At 57.6% G+C, this 22,475-nt stretch carries 17 protein-coding genes; 13 read left to right on the plus strand and 4 right to left on the minus strand.

Annotated features, from left to right (window positions below; genetic code table 11):
* Positions 1-135 precede the first annotated feature (135 nt).
* Positions 136-1,278, plus strand: coding sequence for an IS481 family transposase (locus NQ230_RS19655; RefSeq protein ID WP_442778909.1), 1,143 nt, complete (start codon positions 136-138; stop codon positions 1,276-1,278).
* A gap of 449 nt (positions 1,279-1,727) precedes the next feature.
* Here NQ230_RS19655 and NQ230_RS19660 read toward each other — a convergent pair whose 3' ends face one another.
* Together NQ230_RS19660 and araC are read right to left on the minus strand one after the other, a co-directional pair.
* A complete protein-coding gene (locus NQ230_RS19660; RefSeq protein WP_121425004.1) occupies positions 1,728-2,495 on the minus strand; it encodes a DedA family protein in 768 nt (255 codons plus the stop codon).
* Between the two features lie 118 nt (positions 2,496-2,613).
* Positions 2,614-3,459, minus strand: a complete 846-nt coding sequence (gene araC / locus NQ230_RS19665) for an arabinose operon transcriptional regulator AraC (protein WP_023310373.1) — start codon at positions 3,457-3,459, stop codon at positions 2,614-2,616.
* 337 nt (positions 3,460-3,796) lie between these two features.
* Between araC and araB the strand changes: the two genes are divergently transcribed.
* The 6 genes from araB to rluA all read left to right on the plus strand — a co-directional run bounded on the left by araB (position 3,797) and on the right by rluA (position 14,022).
* On the plus strand, positions 3,797-5,506 hold the full coding sequence (araB, locus tag NQ230_RS19670; protein WP_257258760.1) for a ribulokinase: 1,710 nt from the start codon (positions 3,797-3,799) through the stop codon (positions 5,504-5,506).
* A 10-nt stretch (positions 5,507-5,516) separates the two neighbouring features.
* A complete protein-coding gene (gene araA, locus NQ230_RS19675; RefSeq protein ID WP_023310371.1) occupies positions 5,517-7,019 on the plus strand; it encodes an L-arabinose isomerase in 1,503 nt (500 codons plus the stop codon).
* Between the two features lie 86 nt (positions 7,020-7,105).
* Positions 7,106-7,801, plus strand: a complete 696-nt coding sequence (gene araD / locus NQ230_RS19680) for an L-ribulose-5-phosphate 4-epimerase (RefSeq protein WP_039260840.1) — start codon at positions 7,106-7,108, stop codon at positions 7,799-7,801.
* Between the two features lie 156 nt (positions 7,802-7,957).
* On the plus strand, positions 7,958-10,315 hold the full coding sequence (gene polB, locus NQ230_RS19685) for a DNA polymerase II (RefSeq protein ID WP_213821456.1): 2,358 nt from the start codon (positions 7,958-7,960) through the stop codon (positions 10,313-10,315).
* Positions 10,316-10,443: 128 nt separating this feature from the next.
* The gene (rapA, locus tag NQ230_RS19690; RefSeq protein WP_257258763.1) at positions 10,444-13,350 is read left to right on the plus strand and encodes an RNA polymerase-associated protein RapA; all 2,907 of its coding nucleotides are present in this window, start codon (positions 10,444-10,446) and stop codon (positions 13,348-13,350) included.
* A 12-nt stretch (positions 13,351-13,362) separates the two neighbouring features.
* Positions 13,363-14,022: a bifunctional tRNA pseudouridine(32) synthase/23S rRNA pseudouridine(746) synthase RluA gene (gene rluA / locus NQ230_RS19695; protein ID WP_008502014.1), complete on the plus strand. Its 660-nt coding sequence runs from the start codon at positions 13,363-13,365 to the stop codon at positions 14,020-14,022.
* A 28-nt stretch (positions 14,023-14,050) separates the two neighbouring features.
* On the opposite strand, the gene djlA is transcribed toward rluA, so the two are convergent.
* The gene (gene djlA, locus NQ230_RS19700) at positions 14,051-14,866 is read right to left on the minus strand and encodes a co-chaperone DjlA (RefSeq protein ID WP_008502016.1); all 816 of its coding nucleotides are present in this window, start codon (positions 14,864-14,866) and stop codon (positions 14,051-14,053) included.
* Positions 14,867-15,105: 239 nt separating this feature from the next.
* On the opposite strand from djlA, the gene lptD reads away from it, so the two are divergent.
* The 6 genes from lptD to apaH are packed head-to-tail and all read left to right on the plus strand — an operon-like array spanning position 15,106 to position 21,853.
* Entirely contained in the window at positions 15,106-17,475 is a 2,370-nt protein-coding gene (gene lptD / locus NQ230_RS19705; protein WP_257258766.1) for an LPS assembly protein LptD, read from the plus strand.
* Positions 17,476-17,528: 53 nt separating this feature from the next.
* Complete coding sequence (gene surA / locus NQ230_RS19710) at positions 17,529-18,815, plus strand: peptidylprolyl isomerase SurA (protein WP_257258768.1); 1,287 nt, start codon at positions 17,529-17,531, stop codon at positions 18,813-18,815.
* A complete protein-coding gene (pdxA, locus tag NQ230_RS19715) occupies positions 18,815-19,801 on the plus strand; it encodes a 4-hydroxythreonine-4-phosphate dehydrogenase PdxA (protein WP_029740873.1) in 987 nt (328 codons plus the stop codon). The genes surA and pdxA overlap by 1 nt, the downstream gene beginning before the upstream one ends.
* A complete protein-coding gene (rsmA, locus tag NQ230_RS19720; RefSeq protein ID WP_023310362.1) occupies positions 19,798-20,619 on the plus strand; it encodes a 16S rRNA (adenine(1518)-N(6)/adenine(1519)-N(6))-dimethyltransferase RsmA in 822 nt (273 codons plus the stop codon). Before pdxA ends, rsmA begins: the two co-directional genes overlap by 4 nt.
* Positions 20,620-20,622: 3 nt before the next feature.
* Entirely contained in the window at positions 20,623-21,000 is a 378-nt protein-coding gene (gene apaG / locus NQ230_RS19725; protein WP_148243653.1) for a Co2+/Mg2+ efflux facilitator ApaG/CorD, read from the plus strand.
* A 4-nt stretch (positions 21,001-21,004) separates the two neighbouring features.
* A complete protein-coding gene (gene apaH / locus NQ230_RS19730) occupies positions 21,005-21,853 on the plus strand; it encodes a bis(5'-nucleosyl)-tetraphosphatase (symmetrical) ApaH (RefSeq protein WP_023334473.1) in 849 nt (282 codons plus the stop codon).
* A gap of 81 nt (positions 21,854-21,934) precedes the next feature.
* Here the strand turns inward: apaH and folA are convergent, their stop codons facing one another.
* A complete protein-coding gene (gene folA, locus NQ230_RS19735) occupies positions 21,935-22,414 on the minus strand; it encodes a type 3 dihydrofolate reductase (RefSeq protein WP_008502023.1) in 480 nt (159 codons plus the stop codon).
* Positions 22,415-22,475 lie beyond the last annotated feature (61 nt).

The following is a 22,475-nucleotide window of genomic DNA, read 5'->3' on the forward strand; positions in this document are numbered from 1 at the left end:
ATTAAAGCGAGCAGTGAACAATCCCCTCGCCCCTCCGGGGAGAGGGTGTACGGTCCGGGGACATAGTGAACACTTGTTCGGGGACATGGTAGACACTTACAACTAAGGCATAAGAACCCGTTTATGGAGTCGCTTATGCCCTGGGATGCGAGAGATACCATGTCATTACGTACCGAGTTTGTTTTGTTCGCCTCGCAGGACGGGGCGAACATCCGTTCCCTCTGCCGTCACTACGGCATTTCACCTGCCACCGCCTACAAGTGGCTTCGCCGCTGGGCGGAGAAAGGTGCCGCCGGCCTTCAGGACCGGCCCCGTATACCGCACCATTCCCCGAACCGCTCATCTGACGACATCACCGCCCTGCTGCGCATGGCACATGACCGCCATGAACGCTGGGGAGCCCGCAAGATAAAGCGCTGGCTCGAGGACCGGGGGCACCGCATGCCCGCCTTCAGCACCGTCCATAACCTGATGGCCCGCCATGGCCTGCTGCCGGGCGCTTCACCGGGTATTTCCCCCACGGGACGGTTCGAACATGATGCGCCGAACCGCCTCTGGCAGATGGATTTTAAGGGCCACTTTCCCTTTGGCGGCGGCCGCTGCCATCCGCTCACCCTGCTGGACGACCACTCCCGTTTTTCCCTGTGCCTGGCGCACTGTACTGATGAACGGCGCGAGACCGTGCAGCAGCAGCTTGTCAGCGTGTTTGAGCGTTACGGCCTGCCGGACCGGATGACGATGGATAACGGCTCACCGTGGGGCGATACCACCGGCACCTGGACGGCGCTGGAGCTGTGGCTGATGCGCCACGGTATCCGGGTGGGGCACTCCCGGCCTTATCATCCGCAGACGCAGGGCAAGCTGGAGCGTTTTCACCGCAGCCTGAAGGCGGAAGTGCTGCAGGGAAAATGGTTCGCAGACAGCGGTGAGCTGCAGCGCGCCTTCGACCACTGGCGCACGGTGTACAACCTTGAACGCCCGCACGAGGCGCTGGATATGGCGGTACCGGGCTCGCGGTATCAGCCGTCAGCGCGGCAGTACAGCGGCAACACAACGCCCCCGGAATACGACGAGGGCGTGATGGTCAGGAAGGTGGATATCAGCGGAAAGCTGAGCGTGAAAGGGGTAAGTCTGAGCGCAGGCAAGGCGTTCAGGGGAGAACGGGTCGGGCTGAAGGAGATGCGGGAAGACGGCAGCTACGAGGTGTGGTGGTACAGCACGAAAGTGGGGGTGATCGACCTGAGGAAAAAGTCGATCACCATGGGTAAAGGATGTTAAAAAGTGTTCACCATGTCCCCGAACACCTGTCTACCATGTCCCCAGACCGTACAGAGGGTTAGGGTGAGGGGAACATACGGCTAAGGTGGTATTTCCGTTCACTTCAATTTTCTTGCTACTCTGTAACGCCATAACCGGTGAACGTGCCAGGGTGGCTCAGTCGCCACCACCCTGGCAACCCGGGCTCCCGGCGGTAAATCGCCGCTACGCGGTGCCTTCGGCTTATTCCTTCCGGCTTATCGGGTACGGGCGGAGGTAACATCCCTGTAAAGCCCGCCCTCTCGGCGCATCCATGCGCCTCGCCCCGGCCTACAGGAAACGCCTCAGCGATTTACAGCCGGACCAAGATATCGCTGTAAGCCATTCATTTTACTGATGAAAATATAATCTCTTCCAGTTTAAAAAATTACTGGGGAACCCTCAGCCCACGGGGAGAGGGAAAAAAGTCCTTAACGGCTGACCACTTTTAATAAAATCTCGCCGTATACCGGCATCAGCGGGTGACGAATCAGCGCGACCAGGGCTACCACGGCCACACCCAGCGTCAGCGGGGCCAGCCAGAGCAGGCGAGTACGCGGGAGGTAGCGCGTCAGGCGATCGATATTCGCTTTCGCGCTGCGCCACAGCCGCCAGCAGAGCCATGCCGCCAGCCACAGCAGCACAGCCGTGCCCAGCAGCAGCCACTTAAACTCACCGCTTTGCATACCGTCAGGAATATCAATCGCAGCACCCGCGAGGATCCCCGGCAGGAAGTAGAACGGCGGCCAGAAGACGCAGCCGATAATGTTCGGCACCACGAATTTCGCGACGGGCAGATCCAGCATTCCCGCCACCATCGGCACCAGCGGACGCGTTGGTCCGACAAAGCGGCCGACGAGGATAGTAAACATGCTGTGCTGATGCAGCGCATGCTCGGTTTTATCCAGCAGGGCTTTGTTCTTTTTCATGAACGACCAGCGGTGCAGCGGCTTCTTAAAGCGCCAGCCCAGCCAGAAGGAGATCCAGTCGCCCAGCAGGCAGCCGATAATCCCGGCCAGCCACGCCTGCCAGAAATTAACCTCTCCGCTGCCAATCAGCGCCCCAAGCCCGGCCATCATGACGGTGCCGGGCAGGATCAGCCCAACCAGCGCCAGCGATTCCAGAAACGCCACCAGCGCCACGGCGATGAGCGAGTACATAACGGACTGGGTAATAAAGTGTTCCAGCAATGCCTGCATAACTATTCCGGTCAGAAAACGAATCAGCGATTCTGCTTAGCGCCCCGCACCGCGTCAAGGCATCAATTGTCTGAATAGTTTACAAGATGCTCCTGAAGTTCACCTGAATGTTTACCGTTTATTCACATCCCGCACGGAATTCGCTCGGGCTGGCACCGGTACATTTTTTAAATACCCGGGAGAAATAGAGCTGATCCTCAAAGCCCACGTTGCGCCCCACGGTGGCGATCGGCATCCGGGTGGTGCTGAGCAGAAGTTTCGCCTGGCTGATGCGCTGATCCTCGCGCCAGCTCAATACGCTGACGCCCAGCTGCTGGCGGAACAGATGCGACAGCCGCGACGGCGACAGGCAGACGTGCTGGGCAACGCTGGCGATATCAAACTGGCTATCGGCCAGGTGGTCGCTGATGTACTGGCAGGCGTCGCGGACGCGGTTATCCAGCGGCGGGTTAAGCGACTCGTTAATCGCCTCCATTCGTCGCAGCAGCAGCTGCTCGAGCAGGTTAATGGCCAGCAGCTCAGCGTAACGACCACCGGCCTGTCCCGCCTCGATAATCTGCGCGAACAGCTCGCGAAACTGCGCCAGATGAACCTCATCCGGGCGATAAAAACCGGTGTGCGCAAAAATAGCTGGCCAGGAAAGCCACTCCTGCCAGTAGGCGCGCGGACGGAAGTAGACCCACTGGTGATACCACTCTTTGGCATCCGGATGACGGCCATAGTGGTGGATCTCCCCCGGCGGGAACAGCAGGATATCGCCGGGGCGGCAGACAAACTGCTGGTCGCCGTTCTTGATGATCCCTTCCCCCCGCACGGTCAGGTTGAGGATATACCCTTTCATTCCGAGCGGTCGGTCGACGTAAAAGTCGAGATATCCCTCAGCCTCGATAGGGGTCAGTCCCGCCACAAGGTGCGCGTTAAACGAGTATCCCGGCAGCAGGGGATCGTTTTGCGTTTCGGCCATAGATTCAGTTCTCCCAAGGGTCCTGAAGGAAACCAATTGTCCATATCACTAAAAGCAGGTTAAAAATGGCCAGCGAAAAGATCCAAAAAGCATCACGCCGCTTTTACGTCCGCCATGTTTCAGCCTTTCCCCCTGATTTCTCCGCCACAGCAGGTAGATAACCAGTAACAAAAGTGTCTATAAGTGCGGCAGAAATGTCCACATTGAATATTTGCACGGCGTCACACTTTCCGTTGTAACAGCAATTTAGTCCATAAGATTAGCGGATCCTGCCTGACGACTTTTGTCCCCAGTCTCTAATGTTCTTCCATACCTGTTTTTTCGATGGAGCAACACCATGGCAATTGCGATTGGCCTCGATTTTGGCAGCGATTCAGTTCGCGCGCTGGCAGTGGACTGTACGTCCGGCCAGGAGATAGCAACCAGCGTTGAGTGGTACCCGCGCTGGCAAGAGGGGCGCTACTGCGATGCGCCAAACAACCAGTTCCGCCACCACCCGCGTGACTATATCGAGTCGATGGAAGCGGCGATCAAAACCGTCCTGGCTGAACTGACTGATGCCCAGCAGGCTGAGATTGTCGGGATTGGCGTCGACAGCACCGGCTCCACGCCAGCCCCTGTGGATGCCGAAGGCCGCGTGCTGGCGCTGCGCCCGGAGTTTGCCGACAACCCGAACGCCATGTTCGTATTGTGGAAAGACCACACCGCCGTGGAAGAAGCCGAAGCCATCACGCGGCTGTGCCATCAGCCGGGCAAAACAGACTACTCACGCTATATCGGCGGGATTTATTCCAGCGAATGGTTCTGGGCCAAGATCCTCCACGTCACCCGTGCCGACGCCTCCGTCGCACAGGCTGCGGCGTCATGGGTTGAGCTGTGCGACTGGGTGCCTGCCCTGCTCTCCGGGACCACGCGCCCGCAGGACATCCGCCGCGGTCGCTGCAGCGCCGGGCATAAATCCCTGTGGCATGAAAGCTGGGGCGGCCTGCCTCCGGCCGCGTTCTTCGATGAACTCGACCCGATCCTCAACAAGAGCCTGACATACCCGCTGTTTACCGACACCTTCACCGCCGATATTCCGGTCGGCACGCTGTGCGAAGAGTGGGCAAAACGCCTGGGGCTTCCGCAAAACGTGGCCATCTCCGGCGGCGCCTTTGACTGCCATATGGGCGCCGTGGGCGCGGGCGCGCAGCCAAACACGCTGGTCAAAGTTATCGGCACCTCCACCTGCGACATCCTGACGGCGGATAAAGCCACCGTCGGCGACCGCGCGGTGAAAGGCATCTGCGGCCAGGTGGACGGCAGCGTGGTGCCGGACTTCATCGGCCTCGAAGCCGGTCAGTCCGCGTTTGGCGATATCTACGCCTGGTTTGGCCGCGTGCTCGGCTGGCCGCTGGACCAGCTGGCGGCGGCGCATCCTGAACTGAAAACCCAGATAGCCGAGAGCAAAAAGCAGCTTCTGCCGCAGCTCACCGAAGCCTGGGCAAAAAATCCGTCTCTCGAACACCTGCCGGTGGTGCTGGACTGGTTTAACGGCCGCCGCACGCCGTTTGCCAACCAGCGTCTGAAAGGGGTGATTGCGGATCTCAACCTGGCGACCGACGCGCCTGCACTGTTCGGCGGTCTGATTGCCGCAACGGCTTTCGGTGCCCGCGCCATTATGGAGTGCTTCACCGGGCAGGGCATCGACGTGAACAACGTGATGGCGCTGGGCGGCATCGCCCGTAAAAACCCGGTGATCATGCAGGCCTGCTGCGACGTGCTGAACCGTCCGCTGCAGATTGTGGCCTCCGATCAGTGCTGCGCGCTGGGCGCGGCGATTTTCGCCGCCGTGGCCGCAGGCATTCACGCCGACATTCCGACCGCGCAGCAGCATATGGCGAGCGCCGTCGAAAACACGCTCCAGCCGCGCGTCCAGCAGGCACAACGCTTTGAACAGCTTTATCAGCGCTACCAGCAATGGGCAAAAAGCGCCGAACTTCACTATCTCCCTGTCGCCGCCCCGGCCAAAAGCACCGCGGACACTACGGCAACCCTGACCCATTAAGGACACGATGATGACCATTTTTAATAACTATGAAGTGTGGTTTGTGATTGGCAGCCAGCATCTGTACGGACCGGAAGCGCTGCAGCAGGTGACGAAACATGCGGAGCACGTCGTTAACGCGCTGAACGCGGAAGCCAAACTGCCGTGCAAGCTGGTGCTGAAACCGCTGGGCACCACGCCGGACGAAATCACCCACATCTGCCGCGACGCCAACTACGACGATAAATGCGCCGGTCTGGTGGTGTGGCTGCACACCTTCTCGCCAGCAAAAATGTGGATCAACGGCCTCTCTATCCTCAACAAACCGCTGCTGCAGTTCCATACCCAGTTCAACGCCTCACTGCCGTGGGACAGCATCGACATGGACTTTATGAACCTGAACCAGACCGCGCACGGCGGCCGGGAGTTCGGCTTCATCGGCGCGCGTATGCGTCAGCAGCACGCGGTGGTGACCGGCCACTGGCAGGATGGTAAAGCGCAACAGCGCATCGGCTCCTGGATGCGTCAGGCCGTCTCTAAGCAGGACACCCGCCACCTGAAAGTGGTGCGTTTCGGCGACAACATGCGTGAAGTGGCGGTCACCGACGGCGACAAAGTGGCCGCGCAGATCAAGTTCGGCTTCTCCGTGAATACCTGGGCCGTGGGCGACCTGGTGCAGGTGGTGAATGAAATCAGCGACGGCGACGTGAGCGCGCTGGTAGACGAGTACGAAAGCAGCTACCGCCTGACGCCTGCGGCACAAATCAACGGCGACAAGCGCCAGAACGTGCTGGACGCGGCGCGCATCGAGCTGGGCATGAAGCGCTTCCTGGAACAGGGCGGCTTCCACGCCTTTACCACCACCTTTGAAGACCTCCACGGCCTGAAACAGCTGCCGGGCCTGGCGGTACAGCGTCTGATGCAGCAGGGCTATGGCTTTGCGGGCGAAGGCGACTGGAAAACTGCCGCTCTGCTTCGCATCATGAAGGTGATGTCGACCGGTCTGCAGGGCGGCACCTCCTTTATGGAGGACTACACCTACCACTTCGAAAACGGCAACGACCTGGTGCTCGGCTCCCACATGCTGGAAGTGTGTCCGACAATCGCCGTCGAAGAGAAACCGATCCTCGACGTGCAGTATCTCGGCATCGGCGGTAAAGCCGATCCGGCGCGGCTGATCTTCAACACCCGTACGGGCCCGGCCATCAACGCCAGCCTGATCGATCTGGGCGATCGTTTCCGCCTGCTGGTGAACTGCGTCGATGCGGTTGAAACGCCGCACTCCCTGCCGAAACTGCCGGTCGCCAACGCCCTGTGGAAAGCACAGCCTGACCTGCCAACCGCCTCAGAGGCCTGGATCCTGGCCGGCGGCGCGCACCATACGGTGTTCAGCCACGCGCTGGATCTGAACGACATGCGTCAGTTCGCCGAGCTGCACGATATCGAGCTGACCGTCATTGATAACGATACCCGCCTGCCCGCCTTCAAAGACGCGCTGCGCTGGAACGAAGTCTATTACGGTTCAAAACGCTAAGCCCTGAATGCCCGGTGGCACTGCGTTTACCGGGCCTACGGTTCCGTAGGCCGGATAAGCGAAGCGCCATCCGGCAGGAGACAACTATGTTAGACGATCTCAAACGTCAGGTGCTCGAAGCCAACCTGGCGCTGCCGAAACATAATCTGGTGACCCTGACCTGGGGCAACGTCAGCGCCGTTGACCGTGAAAAAGGCGTGTTCGTGATTAAGCCTTCCGGCGTGGATTACACGGTAATGACCGCAGACGATATGGTCGTTGTCAGCCTCGAGACCGGCGAAGTGGTGGAAGGTAAGAAAAAACCCTCCTCCGATACGCCGACTCACCGCCTGCTCTACCGGTCATTCCCGACCATCGGCGGCATTGTGCATACCCATTCGCGCCATGCGACCATCTGGGCGCAGGCGGGCCAGTCCATCCCGGCGACCGGCACCACCCACGCGGACTACTTTTACGGCACCATTCCCTGCACGCGTCTGATGACCGATGCGGAGATTAACGGTGAGTACGAGTGGGAAACGGGCAACGTGATTGTCGAAACCTTCGAAAAACAGGGGATCGACGCGGCGCAGATGCCCGGCGTGCTGGTGCACTCCCACGGCCCGTTTGCCTGGGGTAAAAACGCAGAAGACGCGGTGCATAACGCCATCGTGCTGGAAGAGGTCGCCTATATGGGGATCTTCTGCCGCCAGCTGGCGCCGCAGCTGCCGGATATGCAGCAAACCCTGCTGGATAAGCATTACCTGCGCAAGCACGGCGCGAAGGCCTACTACGGGCAGTAAACCCTTGCCCGGTGGCGCTGCGCTTACCGGGCCTACGGAACCTGTAGGCCGGATAAGCTCAGCGCCATCCGGCGAAACAGGCACTGTATAAAACCCCAGCAAACCTACCTTAACCAGGCTATAATCAGGCCTGGTTTTGTTTTCTGGGATAACGGCGTGGCGCAGGCGCAAGAAGGCTTTTTACTAACCCGACACTGGCGGGATACCCCTCAGGGCACCGAGGTCGCGTTCTGGCTGGCAACCAATAACGGTCCGCTACACGTTACGCTGCCCCCGCAGGAATCCGTGGCCTTTATTCCTGAAGCCCACGTCGAAAAAGTGAAACAGCTGCTGCGCGGCGAAAACGGCTGGCGCATCACCCCGCTTGAGCTGAAAGATTTCCACCGCCAGCCGGTTTACGGCCTCTATTGTCGCGCCCATCGACAGCTGATGCGCTATGAAAAACTGCTCCGCGAAGCGGGCGTGACGCTCTACGAAGCAGATATCCGCCCGCCGGAACGTTTTCTGATGGAGCGGTTCATCACCGCCCCCGTCTGGGTTGATGGCATCGAACAAAACGGCGGCGTCGTTAACGCGCGCCTGAAGCCTAACCCACACTATCGCCCGCCGCTGAAGTGGGCCTCCCTGGATATCGAAACCACCCGCCACGGCGAGCTGTACTGCATTGGCCTGGAAGGGTGCGGCGATCGGGTTGTCTATATGCTCGGGCCGCCGAATGGCGATGCGTCCGCGCTGGATTTCCGGCTTGAGTATGTCAACAGCCGTCCGCAGCTGCTGGAGAAGCTTAACCAGTGGTTTGCCGACTACGATCCCGATGTTCTGATCGGCTGGAACGTGGTGCAGTTCGACCTGCGCGTGCTGCAAAAACACGCCGAGCGCTACCGCATCCCGCTGATGCTGGGGCGCGGAAACAGCGAGCTGGAATGGCGCGAACACGGTTTTAAGAACGGCGTTTTCTTCGCGCAGGCTAACGGTCGCCTGATTATCGACGGCATCGAGGCGCTAAAATCCGCCTTCTGGAACTTCTCTTCATTCTCCCTCGAAGCCGTCGCGCAGGAGCTGCTTGGCGAAGGCAAATCCATCGACAACCCATGGGACAGAATGGACGAGATCGACCGGCGCTTTAACGAAGATAAACCCGCGCTCGCCACCTATAACCTGAAAGACTGCGAGCTGGTCACGCAAATATTCCACAAAACCGAGATCATGCCGTTCCTGCTGGAGCGCGCGACGGTGAACGGCCTTGCGGTCGACAGGCACGGCGGCTCGGTTGCCGCCTTTAGCCACCTCTATTTTCCGCGGATGCACCGGGCAGGATACGTCGCCCCCAACCTCGGAGACGTGCCGCCGCAGGCAAGCCCCGGCGGATACGTCATGGACTCCCGACCAGGATTGTATGACTCCGTTCTGGTCCTGGATTACAAAAGCCTGTACCCGTCGATTATCCGCACCTTCCTGATCGATCCCGTCGGGCTGGTTGAGGGCATGGCCCAGCCGGATGATGAGCACAGCACCGAAGGCTTCCTCGGCGCACGCTTCTCGCGGGAAAAACACTGTCTGCCTGAAATCGTGGGAAACATCTGGCACGGCCGCGACGAGGCCAAGCACCACGGTAACAAACCCCTTTCTCAGGCGCTGAAAATCATTATGAACGCCTTTTACGGCGTGCTGGGCACCAGCGCCTGCCGCTTCTTTGATCCGCGTCTGGCCTCCTCGATCACCATGCGCGGGCACGAGATCATGCGCCAGACCAAAGCGCTGATTGAGTCCCGGGGCTATGACGTCATCTACGGCGACACGGACTCCACCTTTGTGTGGCTTAAGGGCGCGCATTCAGAAGACGACGCCGCGCAAATCGGCAAAGCGCTGGTCGCCTTCGTGAACGACTGGTGGCAGGAACATTTGCAGAAAGAGCGGTTAACCAGCGCGCTGGAGCTGGAATTTGAAACCCATTTCGCCCGCTTTTTAATGCCCACCATTCGCGGCACCGATCAGGGCAGCAAGAAGCGCTACGCCGGGCTGATTCAGGAAGGCGACACGCAGCGGATGGTTTTTAAAGGGCTGGAAACGGTGCGCACCGACTGGACGCCGCTGGCGCAGCAGTTCCAGCAGACGCTCTATCTGCGGGTGTTCCGCAATGAGCCGTATCAGGACTACGTGCGTGAGACGATAGCCAGCCTGATGGCGGGCGAACTTGACGCGCAACTGGTATATCGCAAGCGCCTGCGCCGCCCGCTGGCGGAGTACCAGCGTAACGTTCCTCCTCACGTACGCGCCGCGCGTCTGGCGGATGAAGAAAACGTACGCCGTGGCCGCGCGCCGCAGTATCAAAACCGGGGAACCATCAAATACGTCTGGACCACTAGCGGCCCGGAACCCGTGGATTATCAGCATTCTCCTCTGGATTACGAACACTATCTGACGCGTCAGCTTCAGCCGGTTGCCGACGGAATTTTGCCCTTCATCGACGATGATTTTGCTACACTAGTGACAGGGCAACTTGGCCTATTTTGACGCGTGACGAAATGGCTGCCATCCAGTACCATAGCGCCCTTTCCATTCCCGGACCCATTTTTCGATGACCGTCTTTTTTGACGGGGGTCGAACTATTGCCTGCAATTAAAGATTAGAGCCGAACAACTATGCCTTTTACACTTGGTCAACGCTGGATCAGCGATACAGAAAGCGAACTTGGATTAGGAACCGTCGTAGCTATCGATACGCGTATGGTTACCCTCCTCTTCCCTGCCACCGGTGAAAACCGTCTGTACGCTCGCAATGACTCCCCTGTAACCCGCGTGATGTTTAATCCGGGTGACACCGTGACCAGCCATGACGGCTGGCAGCTCAAGATTGAAGACGTAAAAGAAGAGAATGGACTGCTCGCCTACATCGGGACTCGTCTGGACACCGACGAGACCAATGTCGTCCTGCGCGAAGTGCTGCTCGACAGCAAGCTGGTGTTCAGTAAGCCGCAGGACCGCCTGTTTGCCGGGCAAATCGACCGTATGGATCGCTTCTCCCTGCGCTATCGCGCGCGTAAGTTCCAGAGTGAACAGTACCGCATGCCGTGGAGCGGCCTGCGCGGCCAGCGCACCAGCCTGATCCCCCACCAGCTGAACATCGCCCATGACGTGGGCCGTCGCCACGCGCCGCGCGTGCTGCTGGCAGATGAAGTGGGTCTGGGTAAAACCATCGAAGCGGGCATGATCCTGCATCAACAGCTGCTTTCCGGCGCTGCCGAACGCGTGCTGATTGTGGTGCCAGAAACCCTGCAGCACCAGTGGCTGGTTGAGATGCTGCGCCGCTTTAACCTGCGTTTCTCCCTGTTCGATGACGAACGCTATGCCGAAGCGCAGCACGACGCCGACAACCCGTTTGAAACCGAGCAGCTGGTCATTTGCTCCCTGGATTTCGTGCGCCGCAGCAAGCAGCGTCTTGAGCACCTGTGCGATGCCGAGTGGGACATTATGGTCGTTGACGAAGCGCACCATCTGGTCTGGAGTGAAGACGCGCCGAGCCGCGAATACATGGCTATCGAGCAGCTTGCCGAGCGCGTGCCTGGCGTTCTGCTGCTGACCGCAACGCCGGAGCAGCTGGGTCTGGAAAGCCACTTCGCCCGCTTGCGCCTGCTCGATCCAAACCGTTTCCACGATTTTGCGCAGTTCGTGGAAGAACAGAATAACTACCGTCCGGTCGCGGATGCCGTCGCTATGCTGCTGGCGGGCAAGCGTCTGTCAAATGACGAACTCAACACCCTGAGCGATCTGATTGGCGAGCAGGACATCGAGCCGCTTTTGCAGGCTGCGAACAGCGAAAGCGATAACGCGGAATCCGCGCGTAAAGAGCTGATCGACATGCTGATGGACCGCCACGGCACCAGTCGCGTGCTGTTCCGAAACACCCGTAACGGCGTCAAAGGCTTCCCGAAACGCGAGCTGCACACCATCAAGCTCCCGCTGCCGACGCAGTATCAGACGGCGATTAAAGTCTCCGGCATTATGGGTGCGCGCAAAACTCAGGAAGAGCGCGCCCGCGACATGCTTTATCCGGAACAAATCTACCAGGAATTTGAAGGCGATACCGGCACCTGGTGGAACTTCGATCCGCGCGTGGAGTGGCTGATGGGCTATCTGACCGCGCACCGCTCCCAGAAAGTGCTGGTGATCTGCGCCAAAGCGGCCACTGCGCTGCAGCTGGAGCAGGTCCTGCGCGAGCGCGAAGGTATTCGTGCCGCCGTGTTCCACGAAGGCATGTCCATCGTCGAGCGCGACCGCGCCGCGGCGTGGTTCGGAGAAGAGGACAGCGGCGCACAGGTTCTGCTGTGCTCGGAAATCGGCTCTGAAGGCCGTAACTTCCAGTTCGCCAGCAACCTGGTGATGTTCGATCTGCCGTTTAACCCGGATCTGCTGGAGCAGCGTATTGGCCGTCTGGATCGTATCGGTCAGGCGCATGATATTCAGATCCACGTTCCTTACCTGGAAAAAACCGCCCAGTCCGTGCTGGTGCGCTGGTTCCACGAAGGTCTGGACGCGTTTGAACATACCTGCCCGACGGGCCGCACCATTTATGATCAAGTGCATGGCGATCTGATCGGCTACCTGGCCGCGCCGGAAAACACGGAAGGGTTTGATGAGCTGATCAAGTCCTGCCGTGAGAAGCACGATGCGCTGAAAGCGCAGCTGGAGCAGGGCCGCGACCGCCTGCTGGAGATCCACTCCAACGGCGGTGAAAAAGCGCAGGCGCTTGCCGAGAGCATTGAAGAGCAAGATGATGACACCAGCCTGATAAGCTTCTCCATGAACCTGTTCGACATCGTCGGCATCAACCAGGACGATCGCGGCGAGAACCTGATTGTCCTGACCCCGTCCGATCACATGCTGGTTCCGGATTTCCCGGGCCTGCCGGAAGATGGCTGTACCATCACCTTTGAGCGTGATGTGGCGCTGTCCCGCGAAGATGCCCAGTTTATCACCTGGGAACACCCGCTGATCCGCAACGGGCTGGATCTGATCCTGTCCGGCGATACCGGCAGCAGCACCATCTCCCTGTTGAAAAACAAGGCGCTGCCGGTGGGCACCCTGCTGGTGGAGCTGATCTACGTTGTGGAAGCACAGGCGCCGAAACAGCTGCAGCTCACCCGCTTCCTGCCGCCAACGCCCGTCCGCCTGCTGCTGGACAAAAACGGCACGAACCTGGCGGGACAGGTGGAATTCGAGAGTTTCAACCGACAGTTGAGCGCGGTAAACCGCCATACGGGCAGCAAGCTGGTGAACGCGGTACAGCAGGACGTGCACGCCATTCTGCAACTGGGCGAAACCCAGATTGAAAATGCGGCCAGAGCGCTGATTGACGCCGCGCGCAGCGAAGCCGACGAGAAACTGTCTGCGGAGCTGTCCCGTCTGGAGGCGTTAAAAGCCGTCAACCCGAACATCCGTGACGACGAGCTGGCAGCGATTGAAAGCAACCGTCAGCAGGTGATGGAAAGCCTGAATCAGGCTGGCTGGCGTCTGGATGCCCTGCGTCTTATCGTTGTGACGCATCAGTAAACGGAGCGCAAGATGGTGATGGAGCCTTACAATCCGCCGCAGGATCCCTGGCTGGTCATTCTGTATCAGGATGAACACATTATGGTGGTCAACAAGCCCAGCGGCCTGTTGTCCGTGCCGGGGCGTCTGGACGAGCACAAAGACAGCGTGATGACGCGCATTCAGCGCGATTATCCGCAGGCGGAGTCAGTCCATCGCCTGGATATGGCCACCAGCGGCGTGATTGTGGTGGCGCTGAATAAAGCGGCGGAACGCGAGTTAAAGCGTCAGTTCCGCGAGCGCGAGCCGAAAAAGCAGTATGTCGCCCGCGTCTGGGGACACCCCGCGCAGGCGGAAGGCCTGGTGGATTTACCGCTGATCTGCGACTGGCCGAACCGGCCTAAGCAGAAGGTGTGTTACGAAACCGGCAAGGCCGCGCAGACCGAGTATGAAGTGCTGGAGTACGCGCCGGATAATACCGCGCGCGTCCTGCTTAAGCCGATTACCGGACGTTCACACCAGCTGCGCGTGCATATGCTCGCCCTGGGTCATCCGATTCTGGGCGACCGGTTTTACGCACCGCCTGAAGCGCTGGCCTTAGCGCCACGTCTGCAGCTGCACGCGCAGACGCTCACCATTACCCATCCGGCCTTCGGTAACGCGATGACGTTTAAAGCCCCGGTGGACTTCTAAAAAAAAGCCCGACATCGTCGGGCTTTTTTTATTTGAAACCTTTCTTCTCTTTTATGAGCTCGTACGCCTTCTGGATTTCCTGCGCTTTTTGCTTCGCCATCTCCATCATTTCTGGCGGCAGGCCTTTCGCGACCAGTTTGTCGGGATGATGCTCGCTCATGAGCTTACGATAGGCACGTTTAATCGTGGTCTGATCGTCAGAGGGCTTTACACCCAGCACGTTGCAGGCATCTTCCAGCGTCGGACCACGCTGCGCCTGCTGCCAGGCTCCGCCGGACGACTGCTGGTGATAGCCGCCGCCAAACTGCGCCCCGCCCTGCATCATGCGCAGGAACTGGTCGAACTGCATGCGGGAGATGCCCAGCTCTTCCGCAATGACGTACAGCACATCACGTTCATTAGGGTGAAGCGAACCGTCGGCGAAGGCCGCCTGGATTTGAATTTCCAGAAACATCCGAATTAAATCAAAACGTCCAAAACAGATGCTGCGGAACTGACGCATTTTTTCGCGAAGCGGATAATTATCCGATTTACCGATGCGAAACGCATTTTGCGCTTCCAGACGGGAGTCGCCGTGCAGGTTCATGCGATCCATAAAGACGCTGGCAATCTGAATGTCGGCTTCTGTGACACGCCCTTTGGATTTGGTTAAGTGCCCCATCACCTCAAAGGTGGTGGAGAAAAAGAGTGACTGACGCTCGCGCTGATTGGCAAACCAGGCCATTTTGCGGCTGCGCGCCTTATCAAACATATGGCCGATAATAAGCCCAAGCACAATCCCCCAGAACCCGGCACCCATGATGATGGCGAACGCAACGCCGATTATTTTACCCCAATACTGCATATACTCCCCGGATAGTCATATTCCTGGCCGACGCAACGTCATCATCACTGTGTTCAAGTCACGGTCAATTGAAGGACATCGCCTATAATTTGCTTTATCATACTCGTCATTCGATAGCGAGCCTAACACTCTGGCACGCAAACGGGCAGGATTAACGCTGGTACTGCGCAGATGAGTAAGATAGTCTCTGAGCGTTTGTAAGCCGTAGCCACTGATGACGGAACAATAAAATACAACGTATGAAAAAACGTATCCCCACCCTCCTGGCCACAATGATTGGCACCGCCCTGTACAGTCAACAGGGGCTGGCGGCCGATCTCGCCTCGCAGTGTATGCTTGGCGTCCCAAGTTATAATCGCCCACTGGTGAGTGGCGATACAAATAGCTTGCCGGTAACCATTACTGCCGACAGTTCGAAAGGGACTTACCCTGACAATGCCACGTTTACGGGCAATGTAGATATTAACCAGGGCAATAGCCGCCTGCAGGCAGACGAAGTGCAGCTGCACCAGAAGCAGCCGGAAGGTGCGGCCGAGCCGGTACGAACGGTGGATGCGCTGGGTAATGTGCACTATGACGACAACCAGGTCATCCTGAAAGGTCCGAAAGCCTGGTCAAACCTGAATACGAAAGATACTAACGTCTGGGAAGGTGATTACCAGATGGTGGGTCGCCAGGGGCGCGGTGACGCAGACCTGATGAAACAGCGCGGTGAAAACCGCTATACGATCCTGGAAAACGGTACGTTCACGTCATGTCTGCCGGGTTCAAATACCTGGAGCGTAGTCGGGAGCGAGGTTATCCATGACCGCGAAGAACAGGTCGCAGAGATCTGGAACGCCCGCTTCAAGCTGGGTCCGGTACCGATATTTTACAGCCCTTATCTGCAGCTTCCCGTGGGTGACAAACGTCGCTCCGGTTTCCTGATCCCGAATGCCAAATACAGCACCACGAACTACTTTGAGTTCTACCTGCCGTATTACTGGAACATCGCGCCAAACATGGATGCGACGATCACGCCGCACTATATCCACAAGCGCGGCAACATCATGTGGGAGAACGAGTTCCGCTACCTGACCCACGCCGGTGCGGGTCTGATGGAACTGGATTATCTGCCGTCGGATAAAGTCTTCCAGGACGAGCATCCGACCGAAGGTGATAAGCACCGCTGGTTATTCTACTGGCAGCATGCCGGGGTGATGGATCAGGTGTGGCGCTTTAATGTTGACTACACCAAAGTTAGCGATTCGTCTTATTTTAACGATTTCTCGTCCAAATACGGCTCGAGTACCGATGGCTATGCCACGCAGAAATTCAGCGTAGGCTATGCGGTAGAGAACTTTGACGCAACCGTCTCGACGAAGCAATTCCAGGTATTTTCTGACCAGTCCACGCCTACCTATGGGGCAGAGCCACAGCTGGACGTTAACTGGTATCAGAATGATGTAGGTCCATTCGATACCCGTGTTTACGCTCAGGCGGTGCATTTCGTTAACACGGATTCGGACATGCCTGAAGCCACGCGTGTTCACCTTGAGCCGACGATCAATCTGCCGTGGTCTAACGACTGGGCAAGCCTGAATACCGAAGCCAAGCTGATGGCGACTCACTATCAGCAAAAAAATGTTGATAACTACAACGCAACTAACAATGCTCATCTGGAAGAGTCGGTCAACCGAACGCTCCCGCAGTTCAAAATGGACGGCAAGCTGATCTTCGAACGTGATATGGCCTTGTTGGCAGATGGTTATACCCAGACGCTTGAACCGCGTATGCAGTATCTGTACGTGCCGTATCGTGATCAGAGCAAAATTCAGAACTACGATTCTGCTTTACTGCAATCTGACTACAGCGGTCTGTTCCGTGACCGTACTTACGGCGGTCTTGACCGCATCGCGTCCGCTAACCAGTTAACGACCGGCGTCACAACACGTGTTTATGATGATGCTGCCGTTGAACGTTTTAACGTTTCTGTTGGTCAAATCTACTATTTCACCGAGTCTCGCACGGGCGATGACAACATTCAGTGGGAGAAAGACAACAAAACGGGATCGATAGTTTGGGCGGGAGATACCTACTGGCGTATGACTGACCGTTGGGGCCTGCGTGGCGGTGTGCAATATGACACTCGTCTCGACAATGTTGCTAACAGTAGTGCGGCCATAGAGTATCGTCGTGATGAAGATCGTATGATTCAGGTTAGTTATCGTTATGCTAGCCCAGAATACATTCAGGCAACGCTACCGAAAAGCAATGACCAGAACAGCATCAACTACTGGAAATTACCACAATATTCGGATGGTATTTCTCAGGTCGGTGCGGCAGCGAGTTGGCCAATCGCCGACCGCTGGTCAATCGTAGGCGCGTACTACTTCGACACTAACGCCAATAAAGCTGCTGACCAGATGGTAGGTCTGCAATATAACTCCTGCTGTTACGCGCTGCGTGTCGGTTACGAACGTAAGCTTAACGGCTGGGAAAACAATCAGAGCAAATACGATAACGTGATTGGCTTTAACTTCGAGTTACGCGGCCTGAGTTCCAACTACGGTCTGGGTACGCAGAAAATGCTGCGCTCGAATATTCTGCCGTACAGTAGCGCCTTGTAATGTGCTTGATTTGCAACGTAATCCGCTTTGCGGTTAATTGAAATGGAAAAAGTATGAAGAACTGGAAAACGCTGCTGCTCGGTGTCGCTATGGTTGCGAATACCAGCTTCGCGGCCCCCCAGGTTGTTGATAAAGTCGCTGCTGTGGTTAACAACGGCGTCGTGCTTGAAAGTGACGTTGACGGTCTGATGAAATCGGTGAAGCTCAATTCGGGCGAAGCCGGTCAACAGCTTCCGGATGACGCCACGCTGCGCCACCAGATCCTGGAGCGTCTGATCATGGATCAGATCGTTCTGCAGATGGGGCAGAAAATGGGTGTGAAGGTCACTGACGAGCAGCTCGATCAGGCGATCGCTAACATCGCGAAGCAGAACAATATGTCTTTAGACCAGATGCGCAGCCGTCTGGCCTATGACGGCATCAGCTACGCCACCTACCGTAACCAGATCCGTAAAGAGATGCTGATTTCGGAAGTGCGTAACAACGAAGTGCGTCGCCGCGTCACGATCCTGCCTCAGGAAGTGGAGGCGCTGGCAAAACAGGTGGGTAACCAGAACGATGCGAGCACAGAGCTGAACCTGAGCCACATTCTGATCCCACTGCCGGAGAACCCAACGTCCGATCAGGCTGCGGAAGCAGAAAGCCAGGCGCGTTCTATTGTTGAACAGGCGCGTAACGGCGGCGACTTTGGCAAGCTGGCAATCACCTACTCCGCTGACCAACAGGCGCTGAAAGGCGGCCAGATGGGCTGGGGACGTATTCAGGAATTGCCATCCATCTTTGCCCAGGCGCTGAGCACGGCGAAGAAAGGGGATATCGTCGGTCCTATCCGTTCAGGCGTGGGCTTCCACATTCTGAAGGTGAACGATCTGCGCGGCCAGAGCCAAAATATCTCCGTCACCGAAGTTCACGCTCGCCACATTCTTCTGAAACCGTCACCGATCATGACTGACGATCAGGCGCGGGCGAAGCTGGAACAGATCGCAGCAGACATTAAGAGCGGCAAAACCTCGTTTGCGAAGGCTGCAAAAGAGTTCTCTCAGGATCCAGGCTCTGCTAACCAGGGCGGCGATCTGGGCTGGGCGGCTGCGGATATTTACGATCCTGCCTTCCGCGACGCATTGATGAAGCTGAACAAAGGCCAGATTAGCACGCCGGTCCACTCTTCGTTTGGCTGGCATCTGATCGAGCTGATGGACACCCGTAACGTTGATAAAACGGATGCGGCACAGAAAGACAGAGCCTACCGTATGCTGTTTAACCGTAAGTTCTCTGAAGAAGCAGCAACCTGGATGCAGGAACAACGCGCCAGTGCTTACGTGAAAATTCTGAGCAACTAATGAAACAGCATCGTGTTGTTATCACGCCCGGCGAACCCGCCGGGATTGGGCCTGACCTCGTTGTCCAGCTCGCCCAGCGCAGCTGGCCGGTAGAACTGGTTGTCTGCGCCGATGCAACACTGTTACAAGACCGGGCAACGCTGCTCGGTCTGCCTTTAACGCTCATCCCTTACGTTGAAGGCCAACAGCCTGCACCGCAGCAAGCCGGTACGCTCACCCTTCTTTCAGTTCCCCTTCGTACGCCGGTCATCCCGGGCCAGCTCAGTACGGAAAACGGTCATTATGTCGTTGAAACCCTGGCGCGCGCCTGCGACGGTTGCCTGAAGGGCGAATTTGCCGCCCTGATCACTGGCCCCGTCCACAAAGGCGTCATCAACGAAGCGGGTATACCGTTTACCGGGCATACGGAGTTCTTCGAAGAGCGCTCGCACAGCCCGAAAGTGGTGATGATGCTGGCGACGGAGGAGATGCGCGTTGCGCTGGTGACCACCCATCTGCCGATCAAAGCCATTCCTGATGCGATCACCCCTGAACTCCTGCGCGAGATCATCGGGATTTTGCACCACGATCTGCAGACTAAATTTGGGATCCCGCAGCCGCACGTGCTGGTCTGCGGCCTGAATCCGCACGCCGGAGAAGGCGGGCACATGGGCACCGAAGAGATCGACACCATTATTCCGGTGCTCAACGAAATGCGGGCGAAAGGGATGAATCTCAGCGGGCCGCTGCCTGCAGATACCCTTTTCCAGCCGAAATACCTGGATAATGCCGACGCCGTGCTCGCGATGTACCACGATCAGGGCCTGCCCGTGCTAAAATACCAGGGCTTTGGCCGCGGAGTGAATATCACCCTCGGTTTACCCTTTATTCGAACGTCCGTTGACCACGGTACTGCGCTGGATCTGGCAGGCCAGGGGAAAGCGGATGTCGGCAGTTTTATTACGGCGCTTAATCTCGCCATCAAAATGATTGTTAATACTCAATGACTAATCGAGTCCATCAGGGCCACTTAGCCCGTAAACGTTTCGGGCAAAACTTCCTTAACGATCAGTTCGTGATCGAAAGCATTGTCTCGGCTATTAATCCGCAAAAAGGTCAGGCGATGGTCGAAATCGGCCCGGGCCTTGCCGCGCTGACCGAGCCGGTAGGCGAACGCCTCGACGAGCTGACCGTCATCGAACTGGACCGCGATCTGGCCGCACGCCTGCAAACGCACCCGTTCCTCGGGCCGAAGCTGACCATCTATCAGCAGGACGCCATGACCATGAACTTTGGCGAGCTGTCGGAAAAAATGGGCCAGCCGCTGCGCGTCTTCGGCAACCTGCCGTACAACATCTCTACGCCGCTCATGTTCCACCTCTTTAGCTATACTGATGCCATTGCCGACATGCACTTCATGTTGCAAAAAGAGGTTGTTAACCGTCTGGTTGCAGGCCCGAACAGTAAAGCGTATGGTCGTTTAAGCGTGATGGCACAATATTACTGCAACGTGATCCCGGTACTCGAAGTACCGCCGTCAGCGTTCACACCACCACCGAAAGTGGATTCAGCGGTTGTGCGCCTTGTGCCGCACAAAACGAAACCGTATCCGGTTAAAGATCTGCGCGTACTGAGCCGCATTACCACAGAAGCCTTTAACCAGCGCCGTAAAACGATCCGTAACAGCCTGAGCAATTCGTTTACCGTTGAGGTGTTAGCCGAGCTGGGGATCGACCCGGCAATGCGTGCGGAGAACATTTCCGTAGAGCAGTACTGCAAGCTGGCTAATTACATCAGCGATAATGCGCCGCCGAAGGAGAGTTAAGCCATGATTGATTCGCCCCGCGTATGTGTCCATGTACAAAGCGTCTATGTTGAATCACAGTCCTCCCCGGACGAAGAACGTTTTGTTTTCGCTTATACCGTGACCATTCGCAATCTGGGGCGGATGCCCGTGCAGCTGCGCGGGCGCTACTGGCTTATCACTAACGGCAATGGCCGCGAAATCGAAGTTCAGGGCGAAGGTGTGGTCGGTGAACAGCCCCACATCGCCCCTGGCGAAGAGTACCAGTACACCAGCGGCGCGGTGATTGAAACGCCGATGGGTACCATGCAAGGCCATTATGAAATGGTCGACGTCGATGGCAATGGATTCCGCGTTGCCATTCCTGTGTTCCGTCTCGCCGTAACCACACTCATTCATTAACCTAATGTCTACATATCTGATTGGCGACGTTCACGGTTGCTACGATGAACTGATCGCATTATTAAAACAGGTCGACTTTACGCCAGGACAGGACACGCTCTGGCTGACGGGCGATTTAGTCGCGCGTGGCCCCGGCTCCCTTGAAGTATTACGTTTCGTCAAATCGCTGGGCGACAGCGTGCGCATGGTGCTGGGCAATCACGATCTGCATCTGCTGGCGGTTTTCGCCGGGATCAGCCGCAACAAACCTAAAGATCGCCTCACCCCGCTGCTGGAAGCGCCGGACGCGGACGATCTGATTAACTGGCTGCGCCGTCAGCCCCTGCTGCAGATCGACGAAGAGAAAAAGCTGGTCATGGCGCATGCCGGGATCACGCCACAATGGGATCTTGAGACGGCGAAAACCTGCGCGCGTGACGTTGAGGCGGTGCTGGCGAGCGACTCCTATCCTTTCTTCCTCGATGCCATGTACGGCGATATGCCGAACCACTGGAGCGAAGAACTCAGCGGTCTGGCACGCCTGCGCTTTATCACCAACGCGTTCACCCGCATGCGCTTCTGCTTCCCGAACGGACAGCTGGACATGTATTCCAAAGAGACGCCGGAAAGCGCGCCCGCTCCGCTGAAACCGTGGTTTGCCATTCCGGGACCGGTGACCAGCGAGTACAGCGTGGTCTTTGGTCACTGGGCTGCGCTGGAAGGAAAAGGAACACCGGAAGGGATTTACGGCCTGGATACCGGATGCTGCTGGGGCGGAGAGTTAACCTGCTTACGCTGGGAAGATAAAGCTTACTTTGTGCAGCCGTCCAACCGACAGCTGGACTTAGGTGAAAGTGAGGCCGTTGCCTCCTGACTATTGCCCCCTCCCCAAAAGACCGCACCGAACAGTCCCCTCTCCCCTTTGGGGAGAGGGTTAGGGTGAGGGGGACATCACTTAACGACGTTCCAGAATCTCGAAGCAGTAGCTGTGGGAGTTCTGTGCATCCGCGTCGTGGAATTCGCTGAATACCGATTCCCACTCGTCCGGATCGTAGTCCGGGAAATGGGTATCCCCTTCCACTTCTGCATCAATGTGGGTCAGATACAGCTTCTGCGCTTTTGGCAGGAACTGTTCGTACACGCGCCCACCGCCAATCACCATGATCTCTTCGGCATTGCCGCATGCAGCAATCGCCTCGTCTACTGATTTTACCCATTCGACGCGATCGTCAGTGCCCGGCTGGCTGCTGATAACGATATTCTTACGGCCCGGCAATGGACGACCAATCGACTCCCAGGTCAGGCGGCCCATCACTACCGGCTTGTTTAACGTAGTACGTTTAAACCATGCGAGATCGGCAGGCAGGTTCCACGGCATGGCATTTTCCATACCGATAACGCGGTCCACCGCCAGCGCTGCAATCAGACTGATCATTGAAAATTTCCCGGATGCAAAAAATTGCCGCCACTATACGGAAAGCTTAATCTTTCGTCGA

The organism is Enterobacter asburiae (genome assembly GCF_024599655.1).
Classification (GTDB): domain Bacteria; phylum Pseudomonadota; class Gammaproteobacteria; order Enterobacterales; family Enterobacteriaceae; genus Enterobacter; species Enterobacter asburiae_D.